Annotated in this window: 19 protein-coding genes and 1 pseudogene; 14 read left to right on the forward strand and 6 right to left on the reverse strand. The window is 56.7% G+C overall.

The annotated features are described in order from the left end of the window. Positions 1 to 127: 127 nt before the first annotated feature. The 5 genes from J3A71_RS29720 to J3A71_RS29740 all read left to right on the forward strand — a co-directional run bounded on the left by J3A71_RS29720 (position 128) and on the right by J3A71_RS29740 (position 3,947). The gene (locus tag J3A71_RS29720; RefSeq protein ID WP_232435465.1) at positions 128 to 1,123 is read left to right on the forward strand and encodes a lambda-exonuclease family protein; all 996 of its coding nucleotides are present in this window, start codon (positions 128 to 130) and stop codon (positions 1,121 to 1,123) included. 94 nt (positions 1,124 to 1,217) lie between these two features. Further along, positions 1,218 to 1,763, forward strand: coding sequence for a hypothetical protein (locus J3A71_RS29725; RefSeq protein WP_004577629.1), 546 nt, complete (start codon positions 1,218 to 1,220; stop codon positions 1,761 to 1,763). Between the two features lie 402 nt (positions 1,764 to 2,165). Beyond that, entirely contained in the window at positions 2,166 to 2,315 is a 150-nt protein-coding gene (locus J3A71_RS29730) for a hypothetical protein (RefSeq protein WP_154670349.1), read from the forward strand. 162 nt (positions 2,316 to 2,477) lie between these two features. Further along, entirely contained in the window at positions 2,478 to 2,762 is a 285-nt protein-coding gene (locus J3A71_RS29735; protein WP_004577630.1) for a hypothetical protein, read from the forward strand. A 24-nt stretch (positions 2,763 to 2,786) separates the two neighbouring features. Continuing rightward, positions 2,787 to 3,947 carry a hypothetical protein gene (locus J3A71_RS29740; protein ID WP_004577631.1) on the forward strand — a complete coding sequence of 387 codons (1,161 nt, stop codon included), beginning with the start codon at positions 2,787 to 2,789 and terminating at the stop codon, positions 3,945 to 3,947. An 86-nt stretch (positions 3,948 to 4,033) separates the two neighbouring features. Here the strand turns inward: J3A71_RS29740 and J3A71_RS29745 are convergent, their stop codons facing one another. Then, a complete protein-coding gene (locus J3A71_RS29745) occupies positions 4,034 to 4,402 on the reverse strand; it encodes a histone-like nucleoid-structuring protein, MvaT/MvaU family (protein WP_004577632.1) in 369 nt (122 codons plus the stop codon). A 109-nt stretch (positions 4,403 to 4,511) separates the two neighbouring features. On the opposite strand from J3A71_RS29745, the gene J3A71_RS29750 reads away from it, so the two are divergent. After that, positions 4,512 to 4,835: a hypothetical protein gene (locus J3A71_RS29750; RefSeq protein WP_004577633.1), complete on the forward strand. Its 324-nt coding sequence runs from the start codon at positions 4,512 to 4,514 to the stop codon at positions 4,833 to 4,835. Between the two features lie 39 nt (positions 4,836 to 4,874). Here the strand turns inward: J3A71_RS29750 and J3A71_RS29755 are convergent, their stop codons facing one another. The 3 genes from J3A71_RS29755 to istA all read right to left on the reverse strand — a co-directional run bounded on the left by J3A71_RS29755 (position 4,875) and on the right by istA (position 8,436). Further along, on the reverse strand, positions 4,875 to 5,492 hold the full coding sequence (locus J3A71_RS29755; RefSeq protein WP_004577634.1) for a hypothetical protein: 618 nt from the start codon (positions 5,490 to 5,492) through the stop codon (positions 4,875 to 4,877). Positions 5,493 to 6,148: 656 nt separating this feature from the next. Beyond that, positions 6,149 to 6,904 (reverse strand): IS21-like element ISPpu7 family helper ATPase IstB, encoded by a 756-nt coding sequence (istB, locus tag J3A71_RS29765; protein WP_019437637.1) that lies wholly within the window; start codon positions 6,902 to 6,904, stop codon positions 6,149 to 6,151. Between the two features lie 17 nt (positions 6,905 to 6,921). Beyond that, complete coding sequence (gene istA, locus J3A71_RS29770) at positions 6,922 to 8,436, reverse strand: IS21-like element ISPpu7 family transposase (protein ID WP_019437638.1); 1,515 nt, start codon at positions 8,434 to 8,436, stop codon at positions 6,922 to 6,924. 319 nt (positions 8,437 to 8,755) lie between these two features. Here istA and J3A71_RS29775 point away from each other — a divergent pair, with 319 nt between their 5' ends. The 5 genes and pseudogenes from J3A71_RS29775 to J3A71_RS29795 all read left to right on the forward strand — a co-directional run bounded on the left by J3A71_RS29775 (position 8,756) and on the right by J3A71_RS29795 (position 12,052). Continuing rightward, positions 8,756 to 9,067 carry an HNH endonuclease signature motif containing protein gene (locus J3A71_RS29775; RefSeq protein ID WP_245353535.1) on the forward strand — a complete coding sequence of 104 codons (312 nt, stop codon included), beginning with the start codon at positions 8,756 to 8,758 and terminating at the stop codon, positions 9,065 to 9,067. 120 nt (positions 9,068 to 9,187) lie between these two features. Beyond that, on the forward strand, positions 9,188 to 9,508 hold the full coding sequence (locus J3A71_RS29780) for a transposase (RefSeq protein ID WP_004575512.1): 321 nt from the start codon (positions 9,188 to 9,190) through the stop codon (positions 9,506 to 9,508). Then, complete coding sequence (gene tnpB / locus J3A71_RS31595; RefSeq protein ID WP_004575513.1) at positions 9,505 to 9,840, forward strand: IS66 family insertion sequence element accessory protein TnpB; 336 nt, start codon at positions 9,505 to 9,507, stop codon at positions 9,838 to 9,840. The genes J3A71_RS29780 and tnpB overlap by 4 nt, the downstream gene beginning before the upstream one ends. 63 nt (positions 9,841 to 9,903) lie before the next feature. After that, a pseudogene (locus J3A71_RS29790) lies at positions 9,904 to 11,445 on the forward strand (IS66 family transposase). A gap of 22 nt (positions 11,446 to 11,467) precedes the next feature. Next, positions 11,468 to 12,052 (forward strand): nucleotidyltransferase family protein, encoded by a 585-nt coding sequence (locus J3A71_RS29795; protein WP_080634931.1) that lies wholly within the window; start codon positions 11,468 to 11,470, stop codon positions 12,050 to 12,052. Between the two features lie 182 nt (positions 12,053 to 12,234). Here J3A71_RS29795 and J3A71_RS29800 read toward each other — a convergent pair whose 3' ends face one another. Then, positions 12,235 to 12,774, reverse strand: coding sequence for a hypothetical protein (locus J3A71_RS29800; RefSeq protein ID WP_004575516.1), 540 nt, complete (start codon positions 12,772 to 12,774; stop codon positions 12,235 to 12,237). A gap of 123 nt (positions 12,775 to 12,897) precedes the next feature. On the opposite strand from J3A71_RS29800, the gene J3A71_RS29805 reads away from it, so the two are divergent. Together J3A71_RS29805 and J3A71_RS29810 are read left to right on the forward strand one after the other, a co-directional pair. After that, positions 12,898 to 13,254 carry a hypothetical protein gene (locus J3A71_RS29805; protein ID WP_004575517.1) on the forward strand — a complete coding sequence of 119 codons (357 nt, stop codon included), beginning with the start codon at positions 12,898 to 12,900 and terminating at the stop codon, positions 13,252 to 13,254. Positions 13,255 to 13,274: 20 nt separating this feature from the next. Further along, positions 13,275 to 13,823: an N-acetyltransferase gene (locus J3A71_RS29810; protein WP_004575518.1), complete on the forward strand. Its 549-nt coding sequence runs from the start codon at positions 13,275 to 13,277 to the stop codon at positions 13,821 to 13,823. Positions 13,824 to 14,361: 538 nt separating this feature from the next. Here the strand turns inward: J3A71_RS29810 and J3A71_RS29815 are convergent. Continuing rightward, the gene (locus J3A71_RS29815; protein ID WP_004575520.1) at positions 14,362 to 14,568 is read right to left on the reverse strand and encodes a hypothetical protein; all 207 of its coding nucleotides are present in this window, start codon (positions 14,566 to 14,568) and stop codon (positions 14,362 to 14,364) included. Between J3A71_RS29815 and J3A71_RS29820 the strand changes: the two genes are divergently transcribed. Next, positions 14,567 to 14,908: a hypothetical protein gene (locus J3A71_RS29820; RefSeq protein ID WP_004575521.1), complete on the forward strand. Its 342-nt coding sequence runs from the start codon at positions 14,567 to 14,569 to the stop codon at positions 14,906 to 14,908. The two genes, J3A71_RS29815 and J3A71_RS29820, sit on opposite strands and share 2 nt — an antisense overlap. Positions 14,909 to 14,988 lie beyond the last annotated feature (80 nt).

Genomic DNA, 14,988 nt, shown 5'->3' on the forward strand with positions numbered 1-14,988 from the left:
TCTCCCTCCTTTGCTCATGGACCTAACCAAGGGCATCAAGATTCAGCTAGTACGTTATGCATCTCCCGTTATCAGGCCTCCCACCGTTCCGGTGCAGGTCACGTTTCCAGGAGATCGCAACATGGCAATGCGCATCATCACGGGCCCAGAGGCTCAGCAAAACTCAGCTGCATGGTTTGCCTGGCGAAGTGGAGGGATCGGAGCTAGTGAGGCGCCCCAAATTATGGGGACGTCGAAGTTCCGAAGCTCATACGAACTCTTCCGTCTCAGGCTAGGCATTGGACCTCCCCCGCCAGCGAACCCCTTTGTCGATCGAATTCGCGCTAGGGGCCATCAGTTGGAGCCCGTAGCAAGGGCTGCCTACGAAAGGCACACCGGCAGCACCGTAACGCCCATCATCGCTGAAAGTGACTCAATACCGATCATCCGTGCATCGCTAGATGGCTTCGACCCCTTCCAGCAGATCCCAGTTGAGATCAAATGCCCCGGGGAGACTGCTCATGGGCTTGCACTCAAAGGAATCGTCCCACCGGAATACATTGACCAGGTTCAGCACCAGATCTTTGTTGCTGAAGCCCGCTTCGCTCATTACTACTCCTTCGACGGATCTAACGGGGTGCTGCTCAAGGTCCCTAGAAATCAGAAGCGGATAGATCAAATCCTCAAGGCCGAGCTCGACTTTTGGGACCGGCTACAAACAGGAAAATGGAGCACTGATGAATGGGAGGCTGCAGCGGCCGCCTGGCAGCAAGCAAACCGGGTCCTTCAGGAAGCCACTGCTCGCGAGGAGGCAGCCCGGAGTGCTCTGTTATCGCAGATGCCCCCAGGCCGCAAACGACATCAAAGTGATGGTGTTTCTGTTCTGCTTTCCGCACGTAAAGGGAAGGTCGACTGGCGTGCCTTGCTAAGGGCACACGGTGTAACGCTGACTGAAAGCCAAATTGATGCCTACAGGAACCCCTCTGTAGAGAGTGTGATTGTTCGGGATCAGTTGGGTGCCCCCCTGAGTATCCCTGCGCTACCGGCGGTGAAGAACCCACACACTGTTCCTCCAACCGCACACTCTGGCCAGCCAGCATCTCAACCAACGACTCAAGACCTGAAGAGGGATTTCATCTTCTAACGCCACACAGCCCCCGGAAACGGGGTTTTTTTTGCCTTCTGTTTGCACAGCCATGTGCAGCATCACCTTTCATAAGGTAAACCCAGGAGAGCGAATGAAACGTATCAATAGGCATGTATCCACCTGGTTTGTCACAGTCTTTATTTACATTGTGTTAGTGGCAATGACAGATGTGGCGAACAAGCTAACGCTGTTTGGTTTGACAGTCCTTATATGTTTTCCGGTAATTGCCTGGTGGAAAACAGGGGATTTTACATACTGGCCAGCACTCCAGCCTCAGTCAAACCCCTCGGAATTTAGACCTCGCAAAACATACGAACAAAGAGATACAGAGCAACCTCAGCGCAAGCGGGATACGCCTAAGCCCTATGACCTGAGCGACATTCCATACCCCCCCAAAAGAAGCAGCGCCTCAAGCCTCAAGAGCCTCCCCCAAAGCAACGGCATAAGCCCACGCCCGACAGTAAAGCAGCCTAATGTTGCTCAGTGTGCCATCCTGACAAAAAGGACCACGCAACCGAGCAAAGTAAAGGCTGTACCTGTAATTGGATCTACCGGAGACCTGTTCGAGAGCGAAACCAGCATGGTAGACACCTCAGACGACATTCTCATTGTTCCTGATGGCGATGTCTTTCTCTAACTGCACCACATAAACCAGCGCCTTATTTAAGGTGCTGGTTTTTTATTCCACAAATAAACTACACTTTCGATACGCCATTCCTTAACCGCATTTTTGCAGACGTAAAATCGTGCATACCAAATTTTGCACGCATTAAAGTTAGCTTGCTACGGAACTTTTCTGGCGCCGATTCGTTGACCCCTCCGACATCACGTCCCTATAATTTGACAAACAGCGCCAATCAACGGACTGCCAATCAACGGACTAGATAGGGAATAGGGATACTGTATGTCTTTCAGCTTTGACACATACCAGGGAGCTACGGAAATTGGTCTTTCGTCGCTCGGATGCCTTTCAACAGATGGCAAGCCACATTGCCCGAGATTCAATAAAAGCTGCTCCAACAAGTGCGCGTCGAAGTGCATGCGCAAAGCGATGACAGACTTCCCAGAAGCTAAGACGGAAATTTTGCTTGCAGGTGTCGTCATCGCGTCAACTTTTGCATCTGATGTCACAGAGGTTCGTGCGGCACTGTTCGGCTTCGAACAGGCAATCCAGCTGACCTGTATCTGACCCCTCCTGCCTCACCAATCTCATGCCTGCGTAATGCACAGTACAACGATTGAAACCTGCCAATCTTCCACATACGCGTTATGGATTTGATTGACGTTATCTGTCACGTACGTATAATCAATAAAGGCGACCCTATGTGGCCGCTACCAGAGGTAATGCTTCATGATTCACGAGTACTCCCCAATCGAGATCGGCCTGGACGCCCTTGGTGTTGAGCCTGGTCAGAACCCCAGCACAGTGTTTGGGGTGGATGACCTCAACAGAGCGGACCAGATGCGGATAGTAGGTGAGCGGATCGAGCAAGCGATGAGTGCCTACCCTGAGATCAAGACTGAGATCTTGGCTGCCGGCATCAATGTCCTCCTTGATGTCTCCAGTTCTCTGGCGCAATTCAGGAGTGTCGCTCTCCCTCAACTGGATCGATCTGTGGATACCGTGGCTGCGTAGGATTGATAAATCAACGAGCCCTTTATGGCAGTAGAAAAGTTTGATGCCCTGGAGCAAGAAACTGCTTCAGGGCTTGCACTAGGCACCGACATCGAGCATCTCCCCTCCTCCGAGCCTTCCGGCCCTCCCTCGACCTTCGAAAAGCTGTGCGGGACTTACATCTCGAACACGGACCGATCGCGCACCTTTGTAAACCGCTTGGCCTACGAGATGGACCGCGATGAGCGCGTCCGCAAAATCTGCAGGGTGAAGCTTCGGCAGAACAAGTGCGAACTCACAGATTTTGATGAGGTCATGCAAAGGACGCTTGAGGTCTTCTTTGGCTCGATGCTGGCAAAAATCGAAGATCAAGACGCTGTGTATGCCGTTGTCTACGCAGTAGCGCATAACGTAAGTAGAGAAGTCCTCCGGGACCGCCAGAAGCTACTGATCAATCATCGCTCCATCGAGGACATGGAGGAAAAGGGTGAAGAGCTGGAGCAGGTCGGTCTTGCCGACCAGGTAGAAGTAGACCACGATCGAGATATCGATACAGAAGCTGCCACCATCAAAATGGCCGCAGCACTTAAACGAGTGATCAACGGAGAACAAACAGTGGCCAGTTCCGGCATTTATGCCATGGATCAAGATCCAATGGTGCGCCTTGTACAACCTAAGCCTTCGGACGAAGAGCACGAGACGGACACTACGTCACAAACCAAACCAGCTGACGCTAGCAGCAAGCGTCCTCGCGGCGGCAGCCGTGCCGAGCTTTCGGCAGATCAGCAAGAATTGGTCAAGATTGGCTCTGACCTGGGCTTGCGCAATCAAGATTATGCCTTTGCCCTGGGTATCGGTCTCCCTCGCCTATCCTCCTACATTTATGGTCGTACAGCGTCGGTGCCGGATGAAGTAATGGAAAAGGCTCGGGGACTTCTGGCAGAAGAACCGCACCGCAGGGAACGCCTTAAGCGTTTCGACCGAGACATGAGCGTCATTCTGACCGATTGGATGAAACGCCTCGGTACCAATGACGACGAAGACATGGGCACCACACTTGGGGTGACCAAAATGACGATTTACCGGTGGCGCAACAACGAGACCAAGCCCGATGCCACGGCTCTAGCCCGGTATGAGCAGCGGATTGACTACGAAATTCGTATGAGAAAAGCTGTAGAGCAGCGGCTTCAAGGTAAGCGCTCTTAAATATAAACCCGCACATATGCGGGTTTTTTTATGGCCCAAAAAAACCGGCCTCTGCGGCCGGTCTTCAGCTGAGGAGCTAGGCTTGCTTAGTTCTTCCATCCTTCAACGACATCACCGCCCCACTGCGCTTTCCACTCTTTCAGCTGCCGGTGATTGCCACCTTTGGTCTCGATAGTCTCACCGGTGTGTGGGTTCTTGTAGACTTTGACTTCACGTGGCTTGCGCTGCTGGCGATTGCTATCAGGGCTTGTAAACGATTTGCGCTGGACCGAAGCCGGATCGAGAATAGCGATTACCTTGCCCAAATTCGCATCGTACTCTTGCATCAAGCTCTTGAGCTTCTCTTCGAATTCAATTTCGCGCTGCAGACCAGAATCATTCTTCAGCGCTTCCAGGGCAGAAAGTTGCTCTTGCAGAGCTTTTTCAGCAGCGCGAAACTCAGCCAGCTTGCTCATGTGTAACCCTCAATGATGTAAGATTCGGAAAAGTAAATATAATTAATCTGTATAAAAAATTACTATACCTTAGGTACAGCGCATTTTCTACTGACTCAACGGAATTTCTATGATTTGCAACGCTGAAACCTATGCGGCAAGCGGCCATCACCACCACATAGCAACACTTCTAGCTGGCCGGAGCTTTGAGGGTGTTTACTTGATTGCAGAACCACCCGAAACCACATGCATTGATGGGGAAATGGGGTTGATCTTCATCGCATCCGATCTGACTGGCAGTATCAAATGTCTTGTTGATCCTGTGCGGGCGGGATGGGTGCAGGGTGAACACTTTGCGAGTATTCGAGTGCTACTGAAAGGCCAGGTGATTCTCATCGAGGATCAGCTGTGTGCGCGCATCAGCGAGTTACACCAACTGAAAATGCAGTGGTAAAAAAAAAGGACCTTCTGGAGAGTGTCCAGAAGGTCCTTTTTAAACCAAGGCCCGAATGCAGGCCTTGCTCAGTGCAACACGGGTGATGCTCGCCATAGTCAGTACTTGATATGCGGCAGCAGCCCTCCCTTCCTCCAGTGCCGCAGTCGCCAGCACCAGCAGTGCATCGGCCGGTACGAGCGCAAACTCGGCGGAACTGGAATCTTCGAAATCAAGGGTGATTTCCTCATCATCTGCCACCGTAGCGCCTGAACATAAACCGTCAAACGTATGAGGGGCTTCGGATAGGATGAGGTCGAAGAACTCAACAAAGGCGCTCAACTCGCTGGCAGAACCAGCAGAGAAGATACGGCCTTTGTCGAGGGATTTTTGAACGGTGTGGATCACATACTCGACAGCTTCAACTTCACTGAGGAGGTCCTGGCCAGCCGACAGAAGTGCGTCCTGAACAGACGAACCAGTCGCAGCATCCGCGAGCCCGGTGACATCTAGGTCTCCCCCAAAATCGCTGTAGCGACACTGGGCAAGCACCTTGATCTGGGCTTCGTAGGATGAGTCGGCATGGACCTCATGTGAGAACAGCTCCCCGTTGGGGAACAGCCCGGAAATCAGCAGGGATCGAGTTTGCGCTTGAGTGTGTTGAGGGTGCGAAATCATGTGGGGTCTCCTGAAAGAGTGTGCTGTTAAGGCTTCTCGCCTAACGGCCTTGCTTCAAGGGATGTGTCACATGCGTTTATAAAGTGAAATCACGAACACATAACGCAAAATACCAAATCATGCCATAGCGATACTGTAGGCGTATTTGTACGAGATAGAAGTTAGAGTAATTACTTCACTATGGCATTTTATCCCATCTGCGTTGAGCCTCACTCCTTGAATGATTAATGAACCATCCCCCCCTCAAGACGTTACAATTTGACTTTCTACCTCTGGATAGCTGACTCATATTCTCATTGAGATTTTTATGAAACCCCTGGCAAAAATTTTTCAGAATCCTGCAGCCTTACCAACGATCTCCTCGGTGGTAATGGAACTGCTAGCGATGTCGAGGGACCCTTCAGTACCGCTGGCCAACATTGTGAAAGCCGTGAGCCTTGACCAGGCTCTCGCGGCGAAGGTGCTACGCACGGCAAATTCTGCTTATTTCGGCAGGAGCGGTACTATTTCCCGTCTTGAGGACGCCATATCGACCATTGGCATTCACAATTTGCGGATTCCACGCCATTCGGACACTCAGCCCACGCTGATCCGGACACCTGTTCCACGCTCATTCGGACAGGCAGTCGGAGCGCAGCGACGCAGGGGTGGCATTGTTAGTCCGGGTTGGCTGGCGTCGTCAATTTCTGCGTCCGTTTGCGCATTGATTCACCCTTCAGATTGATCCGATAAGCGTTGTGCACCAGGCGGTCGAGGATGGCATCGGCCAGGGTCGGATCGCCGATCAGTTCGTGCCAGTTGTCCACCGGCATCTGGCTGGTGACGATGGTCGAGCGCTGGCCGTAACGGTCGTCCAGTAGCTCCAGCATGTCGCGCCGTTGCTCGCCGGTGAACGGGGCCAGGCCCCAGTCGTCGAGGATCAGCAGGTCGGTCTTGGCGTAGCTGCTCATCAGCTTGGCGAAGCGGCCGTCGCCATGGGCCAGACCCAGTTCTTCCAGCAAACGTGGCAGGCGCAGGTAGCGCACGCTGTAGCCCTCCCGGCAGGCCTGGTGGGCCAGGGCGCAGGCCAGCCAGGTTTTACCGACACCGGTGGGGCCGCCGATGATCAGGTTGAGGCCGTCGCGCAGCCACTGACCACTGCTCAGTTGCAGGATCAGCGCCTTATCCAGTCCGCGCGGGCTGCGGTAGTCGATGTCTTCGAGGCAGGCGTTGTGCTTGAGCCGGGCCTGGCGCAGGCGGCTGCTCAGGCGCTTGTCATCGCGTTCGGTCAGCTCGCGGTCGACCAGCAGGCCGAGGCGTTCTTCGAAGCTCAGGCTGTCGATGTCCGGGGTTTTCAGTTGTTCATTCAGCGCCTTGAGCATGCCGTGCAGGCGCAGGGTTTGCAGCTTGTCCAGGGTCGGATGGGGCAGCATGGTGGGATTCCTTGGGGTCAGTGGTAGTAGGCGGATCCGCGCAGGTTGGCGTGGTCGTCCGGTAGTAGCGGCAGGTTGGTTTGAGCTAGCGGCAGGTTTTCCAGCCCCTGGCGCAGGATCGATTCGAGGCTCTTGTAGCTGCACGTGCCGAGGCTGATGGCGCGACGGCAGGCCAACTCCAGACGCGCCTCACCGTGGGTTTTACCCAGGCGCAGGATGCCCAGGCAGGCCCGGTAGCCCTGCTGCGGATGGATGCGCCGTTCGAGGATGTGCCGGATCACGCCGGCGGTGTTCGGCCCGGTCTGCTCGGCCCAGCGGATCAGCCGTTGCGGCGTCCACTCGGCATGCTCGCGATGGCTCTTGGGCATGTGCTCGGCCTGCGTGCTGTGCCTGCCCTTGTGCATTGAGCGCAGGTGGCTGGCCACTCGCTGGTTGGCGTGGAAAAACTCGACGGTGCGCGCCGTCAGGCGCACCTCCAGCTGCTTCTTCACCAGTTGATACGGCACCGAGTAGTAATGCCCATCGACCTCGACGTGGTAGTCGATGTGCACCCGCGCCTTCTTCCACTCGGCGTAGACGTAGGGTTGCTCCGGCAGGGGGCGCAGCGCCGGACGATCCAGGCTGTCGAAGGCCGACTGCCGGGAGCCCGGCAGCTTCTTGAACGGGCGTTGGTTGAGCCGCTCCAGCAGCCCGGCGATGGCCGTGTTGAGTTCATCCAGGGAGAAGAACTGCCGATTCCTCAGTGCGGCGAGGATCCAACGCTCGACCACCTGCACGCCGACTTCGGCCTTGGCCTTGTCGCGCGGTTTGCGTGCCCGCGCCGGCACCACCGCCACGCCATAGTGCTCGGCCAGATCGCGGTAGCTCGGGTTGATGTCCGGCTCGTAGCGGTGACTCTTGCTCACCGCGCTGCGCAGGTTGTCCGGCACCACGATCTCCGGCACGCCGCCGAGGAAGGCGAAGCAGCGGGCATGGGAGCCTAGCCAGTCCGGCAGCTGCTGCGACCAGGTGGCTTCGGCGAAGGTGTAGCTGGACGCGCCGAGCACCGCGACGAACACCTGCGCCTGGCGGATCTCGCCGCTGTGGCGATCGATAACCGGCACCGTCTGGCCGGCATAGTCGACGAACAGCTTCTCGCCGACGCGGTGCTCCTGACGCATCACCACGTCCAACTTGCCCTGCCAGGCTCGGTAGTGCTCACAGAACCAGCTGTACTGAAAGCCCTGAGGCTGGCTCAGGCGGTACTCCTGCCAGAGCAGCGCCAGGGTCACCCCGGGGCGGCGCAGTTCGGCATGCACCCATGCCCAATCGGGTAAAGGCCGCTTCTCACTGGCAACCGCCGGGGCCGGCGGGAACAGTTGCTGCTCCAACTCGGCATCGGACAACGAACAGGGCCAGGTGAGGCCGCTGGCGGCAAAACGGCAGAGGTAATCACCGGCACTGCTGTGGCCAATGCCCAGGCTGCGGGCGATCTTGCGCACGGACAGGCCGCAGTCGAACTTGAGGCGTAACACCTCTCGGATTTTACGCATGGATAAACGCTCCACAACGACCTCTCTGCTTCGAAAAAGAGATCGATGGTAGTGAATAAATCCTGCGTGGCTGCCTGCCAGAAAAGTGTCCGGATGACCGTGGAGTCGGTGTCCGGATGCTCGTGGAATGAGTGTCCGGATCAGCGTGGAATCACTGTCCGGATGCGCGTGGAATGGGTGTCCGAGTCAGCGTGGAATCCGCAATACCCACCAGGTCGCGGATGTGTTGTGGCAATGGCCAGGTGTTGTCGATCTCGCCAAGCTGGTTGGGTTCCACCTGAAATCACATGACCTGGACGACACCTTCGACGATTGCCCGATGCCGGACTATTCAGCGTTAGGCCGTGACTTGGGGGAGAGGGTGAGCACCGTTAGGTCTCACGTGAAACGAGACCCTAAGGTACGACTGGCGGTTCTGGAACGAGCTCGGTACCGCTGTGAGCGATGCACTGAAAGTCGATCATTTCCTGGCTTCCTGGACGTCCACCACGTGCTAGGTGCCGACGTGTCGGATCGATTCTACAACTGCGTAGCGCTATGCCCGAATTGTCATCGAGAAGCTCACTATGGCGAGAATCGAGATGAACTGAACCAGCGGCTTCTGGAGTACGCGTCCCAGTTTCGAGCGTGAACGGCTTCTGCAGACTGTAGGTAAGCGTCCGGCGAACTCACCTTCCGAACTCCAGCATTAAGGGCGATGGTGTCCGCGTATTTTTAAGCGGACGCGATCACCCTTATCGCCAGGATTTCCATGCGCCAACGAAGCTCTTATCCGAAACCATTTAAAGCCCAAGTCGTGCGGGAATGCCTGCAACCTGGCGCAACGGTGTCCAGTGTCGCCATCAGCCACGGCATCAATGCCAACGTCATCCGCAAATGGATGCCGCTCTTTCGAGACCAGCCCGCAGCAACCTCGCTACCGGCATTTGTTCCGTTAAAGGCCGCACCTAAACGGCCAGCCGATTCGTCAGTGATCATTGAGGTGCCCATGGCCGGGCAATTGATAACTGTGAAATGGCCAGCCTCGGATCCTGAGGGCTGCGCACAATTCATTCGGGCTGTCGCTCAATGATCCGCATCGATGCGATCTGGCTGGCCACCGAGCCGATGGACATGCGCGCCGGCACCGAAACGGCATTGGCCCGAGTGATCGCGGTGTTCGGTGCGGCGAAGCCGCACTGCGCTTATCTGTTCGCCAATCGCCGGGCTAATCGAATGAAAGTGCTGGTGCATGACGGCGTGGGCGTCTGGCTTGCAGCGCGGCGGCTGAATCAAGGCAAGTTCCACTGGCCCGGCATTCGCCATGGCTGCGAGGTCGAACTCGACAGCGAACAACTCCAGGCTTTGGTGCTGGGCCTGCCGTGGCAGCGCGTCGGCGCAGGCGGTGTGATCAGCATGCTGTAACCGCCGGCCATTTGGCCGGTCTGCTTGTCGTCGTTCTGCGCCTGCTCTGGCACAATCGGCGGCATGACTTTCTCGCCCAACCTCGACCAGATGACTCCGGAACAGCTTCGTGCCTTGGCGGCACAGGCGTTGCAGTTGCAGTCCTAGGTCGAGGCGATGAGCAGGAAGATCCAGAACGATGAGATCCTCATCGAACAGTTCAAGTTCGAAATCGCCCTGCTCAAACGCCACAAGTTTGCCAAGCGCAGCGAGCAAATCAGCCCGGCGCAAGGCAGCTTGCTGGATGACCTGCTCGATACAGACCTTGAAGCGATCGAGGCCGAGCTGAAACAGCTTCTTCCCGCTTCGTCACAGGCCGAGCCACGGCAATCGCCGAAACGTGCCCCATTGCCGCCACAGTTTCCACGCACGGTGATTCGTCACGAGCCAGAAAGCACCCAGTGTTGTGCCTGTGGCTGCCAACTTCAGCGCATCGGCGAAGATGTCAGCGAAAAGCTGGATTACACGCCAGGCGTGTTCACGGTCGAGCAACATGTGCGTGGCAAATGGGCCTGCCGTCAGTGCGAAACTCTGACTCAGGCGCCGGTGCCGGCGCAGGTTATCGACAAAGGTATTCCGACCGCAGGCTTGCTGGCCCACGTCATGGTGGCCAAGTTTGCTGATCACTTGCCGCTCTATCGGCAGGAGAACATCTTCGGCCGCGCCGGGCTGGCAATTGCTCGTTCGACCTTGGCCCAGTGGGTCGGACAGACCGGAGTGCGACTCCAGCCGCTGGTCGATGCTCTGCGAGAAGCGGTGCTGAAGCAGGGCGTGATTCACGCTGACGAAACACCGGTTCAAATGCTTGCGCCAGGCGAGAAGAAAACCCATCGGGCCTACGTCTGGGCCTACAGCAGCACGCCGTTTTCGGCGTTCAAAGCCGTGGTATACGACTTCAGCCCAAGCCGTGCGGGCGAACATGCGCGCAACTTCCTGGGCGACTGGAACGGCAAGTTGGTCTGCGATGACTTCGCTGGCTACAAAGCTGGTTTTGAGCAAGGCATCACTGAAATCGGCTGCATGGCCCACACCCGCCGCAAGTTTTTCGATCTGCATGTTGCGAACAAAAGTCAGTTGGCCCAACAAGCGCTGCACTCGATAAGCGGCTTGTACGAGATCGAACGCCAGGCGCGGGACATGAGTGATGAAGATCGTTGGCGAATACGTCAGGAACTGGCGGTACCGATCAGCAAAACACTGCATGACTGGATGTTGGCTCAGCGCGACCTGGTGCCCAACGGCTCAGCCACAGCTAAAGCCCTCGATTACAGCCTGAAACGCTGGGTAGCGATGACGCGCTACCTGGACGATGGGGCTGTGCCCATCGACAACAACCAAGTCGAGAACCAGATACGGCCATGGGCACTCGGGCGCTCGAACTGGTTGTTTGCCGGGTCGCTGCGCAGTGGTAAACGAGCGGCTGCGATCATGAGTTTGATCCAGTCGGCGCGCATGAACGGGCATGATCCGTATGCCTATCTCAAAGATGTGCTGACGCGGCTTCTGCCGACACAGCGGGCAAGTGAGATTGGGCAGCTGCTGCCGCATCAGTGGGTGCAGGCCTAGCTTCAACGGGGTGATCTTCCAAGTGGACAATAGCTCGACAATCCAAGCAATCATTTCGGATGACCCCATTCGGCGTAGGATGCTCGAAATAGTGCGCTCCTTGAACTTGCCCGACTGCTGGATAGGAGCAGGTTTCGTCCGAAACGCGGTTTGGGATCATCTGCACGGTCGCAGCTCATCTACGGTCTCAACAGACGTTGATGTCATCTGGTTTGATGCCACACGTTGCACACCCGAGCAAGATGAAGCCCTAGAGGCAGCCCTCAGAGACCTAGACCCGAACGTACTGTGGTCTGTGAAAAACCAAGCGAGAATGCATGTTCAGAACGGCGATGAGCCCTATCAGTCGGCGACCGATGCAATGCGTTACTGGCCAGAAACTGCCACAGCACTAGCGATAAGACTGCGGGAGGACGGCACATATGAAATCGCTGCGCCGTTGGGCTTTGATGATCTTTTTGACTTGATAATCCGGCCAGCAGGAAGGTTCGCTACGGATAAAAATGCTATCTATCAAGACCGCGTCACGTCCAAAAACTGGTTGAAGATTTGGCCAATGCTTACGCTCTCGGGGCTATCTCCTAGACCTTGCGTCAAGGTGACTTAACCGGACGCTTACGACTGTAGCGCTCTCTGCTCTCTACTATGATGCGCAGCGTTGGGGCTACTACGCAGGCAGGGTCGCGGAAATGACGGGAGTGAGCGTCGACGAGATGGGGCGTGAGATCGACGAGGCTATTGAAACCAAAAGCGCTGCCGGCGATTAGTTAGCGGTCTTGGTACGCCCGATCACATTAGCGCGATCATCGCCTGGGTGATTGTGCAGCTGTGCTCCTTGGCGTAAGCCTCGATGGTTGCCATCTTGCGGACGTTGGCGAGGGTCTTGCGGGCCTGCTTTTGGCCGGACTGGATTCCGCCGAGAGACTGGTCCTTTGCGGGCTTCGTTCGCTTCGGCTTAGGCGGGAGAGGTGCCCGCCATCCCTCACGGTTGAAGTTTCTGCCCGCCTCGGGATCCCCATCGTGCTTGTACTTGTGCTCTGAGCCTTTCCCCTTGATGTGGGCGGGCAAAACGATGAGCCCGGTGGACAGGTATTCCTTGAGCAGTTGACGGGCCTGGGTCACCACCTTTGTCTTACTGATACCGCCATTCCCCGCGGCCGTACCCGCGGAGCCGTTCATCTGCATGCCCTTGAGCTTGCAGAGCTTGTACAGCAGCTTGTAGGCGTTCTCGCACCCAGTGACGCGAACCTCGGCAGCCATCAGCTCATCGATCACTGCCTGGAGCGGGTGGGCACCGGCTGGGTTTGTGGCCTTTAGTTCTTCAGTCATAGGGTTCTGGGGGTGGAGTAGGGCAGCAAATACTACCTGCAATAGGTTAGGTGCTGAAGGTGCCCCGTGGCTTTCGCAGCTGATAAAGTGCTCGCCGTTACAATCACCCAAGGATGGCAATCTATGTCGTTTCGCATCGCCGATCTGTATGACCAAAGTTACAGCTGTGCCGGCTGCGCTACGAGCGGTCTCGATCGCAGCGCGGTCAACGCGAGCACTTGGACCTGCCTGACCTGCGGCGAACGGCTTTGGATCGCGATGAGCGACCCCGCTGGCAACAGCTACCTGGTGGAGCGTCTCCCGGCCAAGGTTCTGGTAGTCGGTGACCAGGTGGTGTATCAGAAGCCCCGTGGCCTCGAGGCCGGTGAAGTCAGGGCATCGGGTCCTGGAAAGCGCAAAGGGAACTGGTGGTTCTTGGCGGTGGAGCGGTTTGGTTCCGATCATGTTGAGCCAGAGCGTTACATCAACCGCGCGGTCTGACCCTGCAAAGGCCCTTCGTCATGAGTGACCAGATGACCTTCGACCCGATTCGCGACTTCTTCCAGCGCCGTCAGGGAGCCCTGTTGGATGTCCAGGCGAGGGCATTGCAACTGGTCATCGATCGCAGTGAGCCCGTACGCGGCAATTTCTGTTTCCCAGGCCCGGATATCGACGCGGCCATCCAGCATCAGGGCGAGCACATTGGGAGGGTCTGGTATGGCTTCAGCCCGCTGCAGGATCGCCTCTACATTTACGATATCGAGATCAATTCGAGGTACCAAGGACGAGGCTTCGGCCAGGTGGCATTGTGGCTTTTATGGTCACGGAATCAACTGCCATTAACGCCGCTGTACGAGGTCATGAGGTCGCACGGCTTCTGGGCCAAAGTGCGAAAGCGCTTCGCCGCCGCCGGCGTCACCCTCACCCGCGACTTACGAACTGGAGAGCAAGAAGTCGAACAGCAGCGCTGGCAGCATCTGGTATCGGAGACCGACGCAGAGCGTCTCAACCGTGAATACTGGGAAGGGGAGGCCGCTAAGCTATCTGCCGGCCAGTTGAACAGCGACTAGCTAAGGCCGGGCACCCACGCAAATCTGGTGAGTGCCCTCGGCAATCATTACGAACTGCGCCACCTGGTGCAGCCGGGCGTCAGCTGATGCTGATCGGCGCGGCCAGCTGCTGGAGGCGGCCGTTGTTTGCCTTGACCAGGCGCAGCCCATATCCAGGCCACGCTAGTGCGTGCCGTAGGCCATGGATAGAGCTCCTATGGCTAACATGATCGCACCGCCAATCAGCACGACGTACTTCAACTTGCCGGGCTCATCGACCGTTACCCCATCACGGTATACCCGTGTGGTATCGCATCGAGAGCAATGTTGGTTACGCTCATAGACATCCGCCACGCCCCCGCCACTGTCCACCCACTGGTGTCTCAACCAGTAACATTCCTTTTTCGCTACCATTGATTATTTCCTTGTCTTGGCGCGAAAGCCGCGCCTTTCTAACGCATAAGCCCAGCGCATGGCCTGGTGTTAGGCGGTACCAGCAATTTTCATCGTTTTTGCCCATCGCACAACAGGCGGTAGTAGCAATTGTCTGGCCAGCTGCCTATGCCAAAGCGAGGGCATCTTGATTGACCGTCGCCTGAAGGCGCTGACTGATCCGCTCCAACTCCTCCTGGACAATCGTGATCTCTGCTTCGGTCAAGGTGGTGCCGGGCTGTTGATGGCTCGCTTCTGTATTCTGGAGCAGGCCTGACGCAAAGTTAGGCGCGAACGCGATTGCTACTCGTACCCTTGGCTTCTCAGCTGCCATGGTCATTTGTCCACTCTGGCGGCTACGCCGCAATCCAGCGCTCAACGCTGCCCTTGCTTCCGCATCGAATTGGCCGCAGGCCCTGCAGGCGGCGCTCAATGCTGTTGAACGGTCGGGTGCTTATCGGCTCGCAACCCGTTGGCAGTGGCTCGCCGCTTTCGATTCGATCTGGGACGCCTGCGATGCGTTCGAAGCCCTCGAGTTGCTGGTGGTGTGTGAAAAGCAGATAGCAGACTTGATCAAGCGTGAGATCAAGCGTGTCCCGCGGCATTCATTCGGCTTGAAAGTGAACCCGGCCTTCTGGTCAGCCCTTACGGCGTTGCTTTCGGTGCTTCCTTGAAGCAGTTCGTCGCAGGCTTCTTTGAGTGCCTGCTGGACGTGTTCAGGGCTCGTGCCATACACGTTGAGCGAGATATGAAC

The organism is Pseudomonas sp. PvP089 (genome assembly GCF_017875165.1).
In the GTDB taxonomy this organism is placed as follows: domain Bacteria; phylum Pseudomonadota; class Gammaproteobacteria; order Pseudomonadales; family Pseudomonadaceae; genus Aquipseudomonas; species Aquipseudomonas fortuita.

What these genes read in the sequence shown, in the direction of transcription:
- istB (WP_019437637.1), bottom strand. Translation starts at nt 6,904, where the DNA reads ATGCTGCCCCATCCGACCCTGGACAAGCTGCAAACCCTGCGCCTGCAC.
- J3A71_RS29820 (WP_004575521.1), top strand. Translation starts at nt 14,567, where the DNA reads ATGGTCATTTGTCCACTCTGGCGGCTACGCCGCAATCCAGCGCTCAAC.
- J3A71_RS29735 (WP_004577630.1), top strand. Translation starts at nt 2,478, where the DNA reads ATGATTCACGAGTACTCCCCAATCGAGATCGGCCTGGACGCCCTTGGT.
- J3A71_RS29815 (WP_004575520.1), bottom strand. Translation starts at nt 14,568, where the DNA reads ATGGCAGCTGAGAAGCCAAGGGTACGAGTAGCAATCGCGTTCGCGCCT.
- J3A71_RS29780 (WP_004575512.1), top strand. Translation starts at nt 9,188, where the DNA reads ATGCGCCAACGAAGCTCTTATCCGAAACCATTTAAAGCCCAAGTCGTG.
- istA (WP_019437638.1), bottom strand. Translation starts at nt 8,436, where the DNA reads ATGCGTAAAATCCGAGAGGTGTTACGCCTCAAGTTCGACTGCGGCCTG.
- J3A71_RS29775 (WP_245353535.1), top strand. Translation starts at nt 8,756, where the DNA reads ATGCCGGACTATTCAGCGTTAGGCCGTGACTTGGGGGAGAGGGTGAGC.
- tnpB (WP_004575513.1), top strand. Translation starts at nt 9,505, where the DNA reads ATGATCCGCATCGATGCGATCTGGCTGGCCACCGAGCCGATGGACATG.
- J3A71_RS29725 (WP_004577629.1), top strand. Translation starts at nt 1,218, where the DNA reads ATGAAACGTATCAATAGGCATGTATCCACCTGGTTTGTCACAGTCTTT.
- J3A71_RS29730 (WP_154670349.1), top strand. Translation starts at nt 2,166, where the DNA reads ATGCGCAAAGCGATGACAGACTTCCCAGAAGCTAAGACGGAAATTTTG.
- J3A71_RS29740 (WP_004577631.1), top strand. Translation starts at nt 2,787, where the DNA reads ATGGCAGTAGAAAAGTTTGATGCCCTGGAGCAAGAAACTGCTTCAGGG.
- J3A71_RS29745 (WP_004577632.1), bottom strand. Translation starts at nt 4,402, where the DNA reads ATGAGCAAGCTGGCTGAGTTTCGCGCTGCTGAAAAAGCTCTGCAAGAG.
- J3A71_RS29755 (WP_004577634.1), bottom strand. Translation starts at nt 5,492, where the DNA reads ATGATTTCGCACCCTCAACACACTCAAGCGCAAACTCGATCCCTGCTG.
- J3A71_RS29750 (WP_004577633.1), top strand. Translation starts at nt 4,512, where the DNA reads ATGATTTGCAACGCTGAAACCTATGCGGCAAGCGGCCATCACCACCAC.
- J3A71_RS29810 (WP_004575518.1), top strand. Translation starts at nt 13,275, where the DNA reads ATGAGTGACCAGATGACCTTCGACCCGATTCGCGACTTCTTCCAGCGC.
- J3A71_RS29800 (WP_004575516.1), bottom strand. Translation starts at nt 12,774, where the DNA reads ATGACTGAAGAACTAAAGGCCACAAACCCAGCCGGTGCCCACCCGCTC.
- J3A71_RS29720 (WP_232435465.1), top strand. Translation starts at nt 128, where the DNA reads ATGCGCATCATCACGGGCCCAGAGGCTCAGCAAAACTCAGCTGCATGG.
- J3A71_RS29805 (WP_004575517.1), top strand. Translation starts at nt 12,898, where the DNA reads ATGTCGTTTCGCATCGCCGATCTGTATGACCAAAGTTACAGCTGTGCC.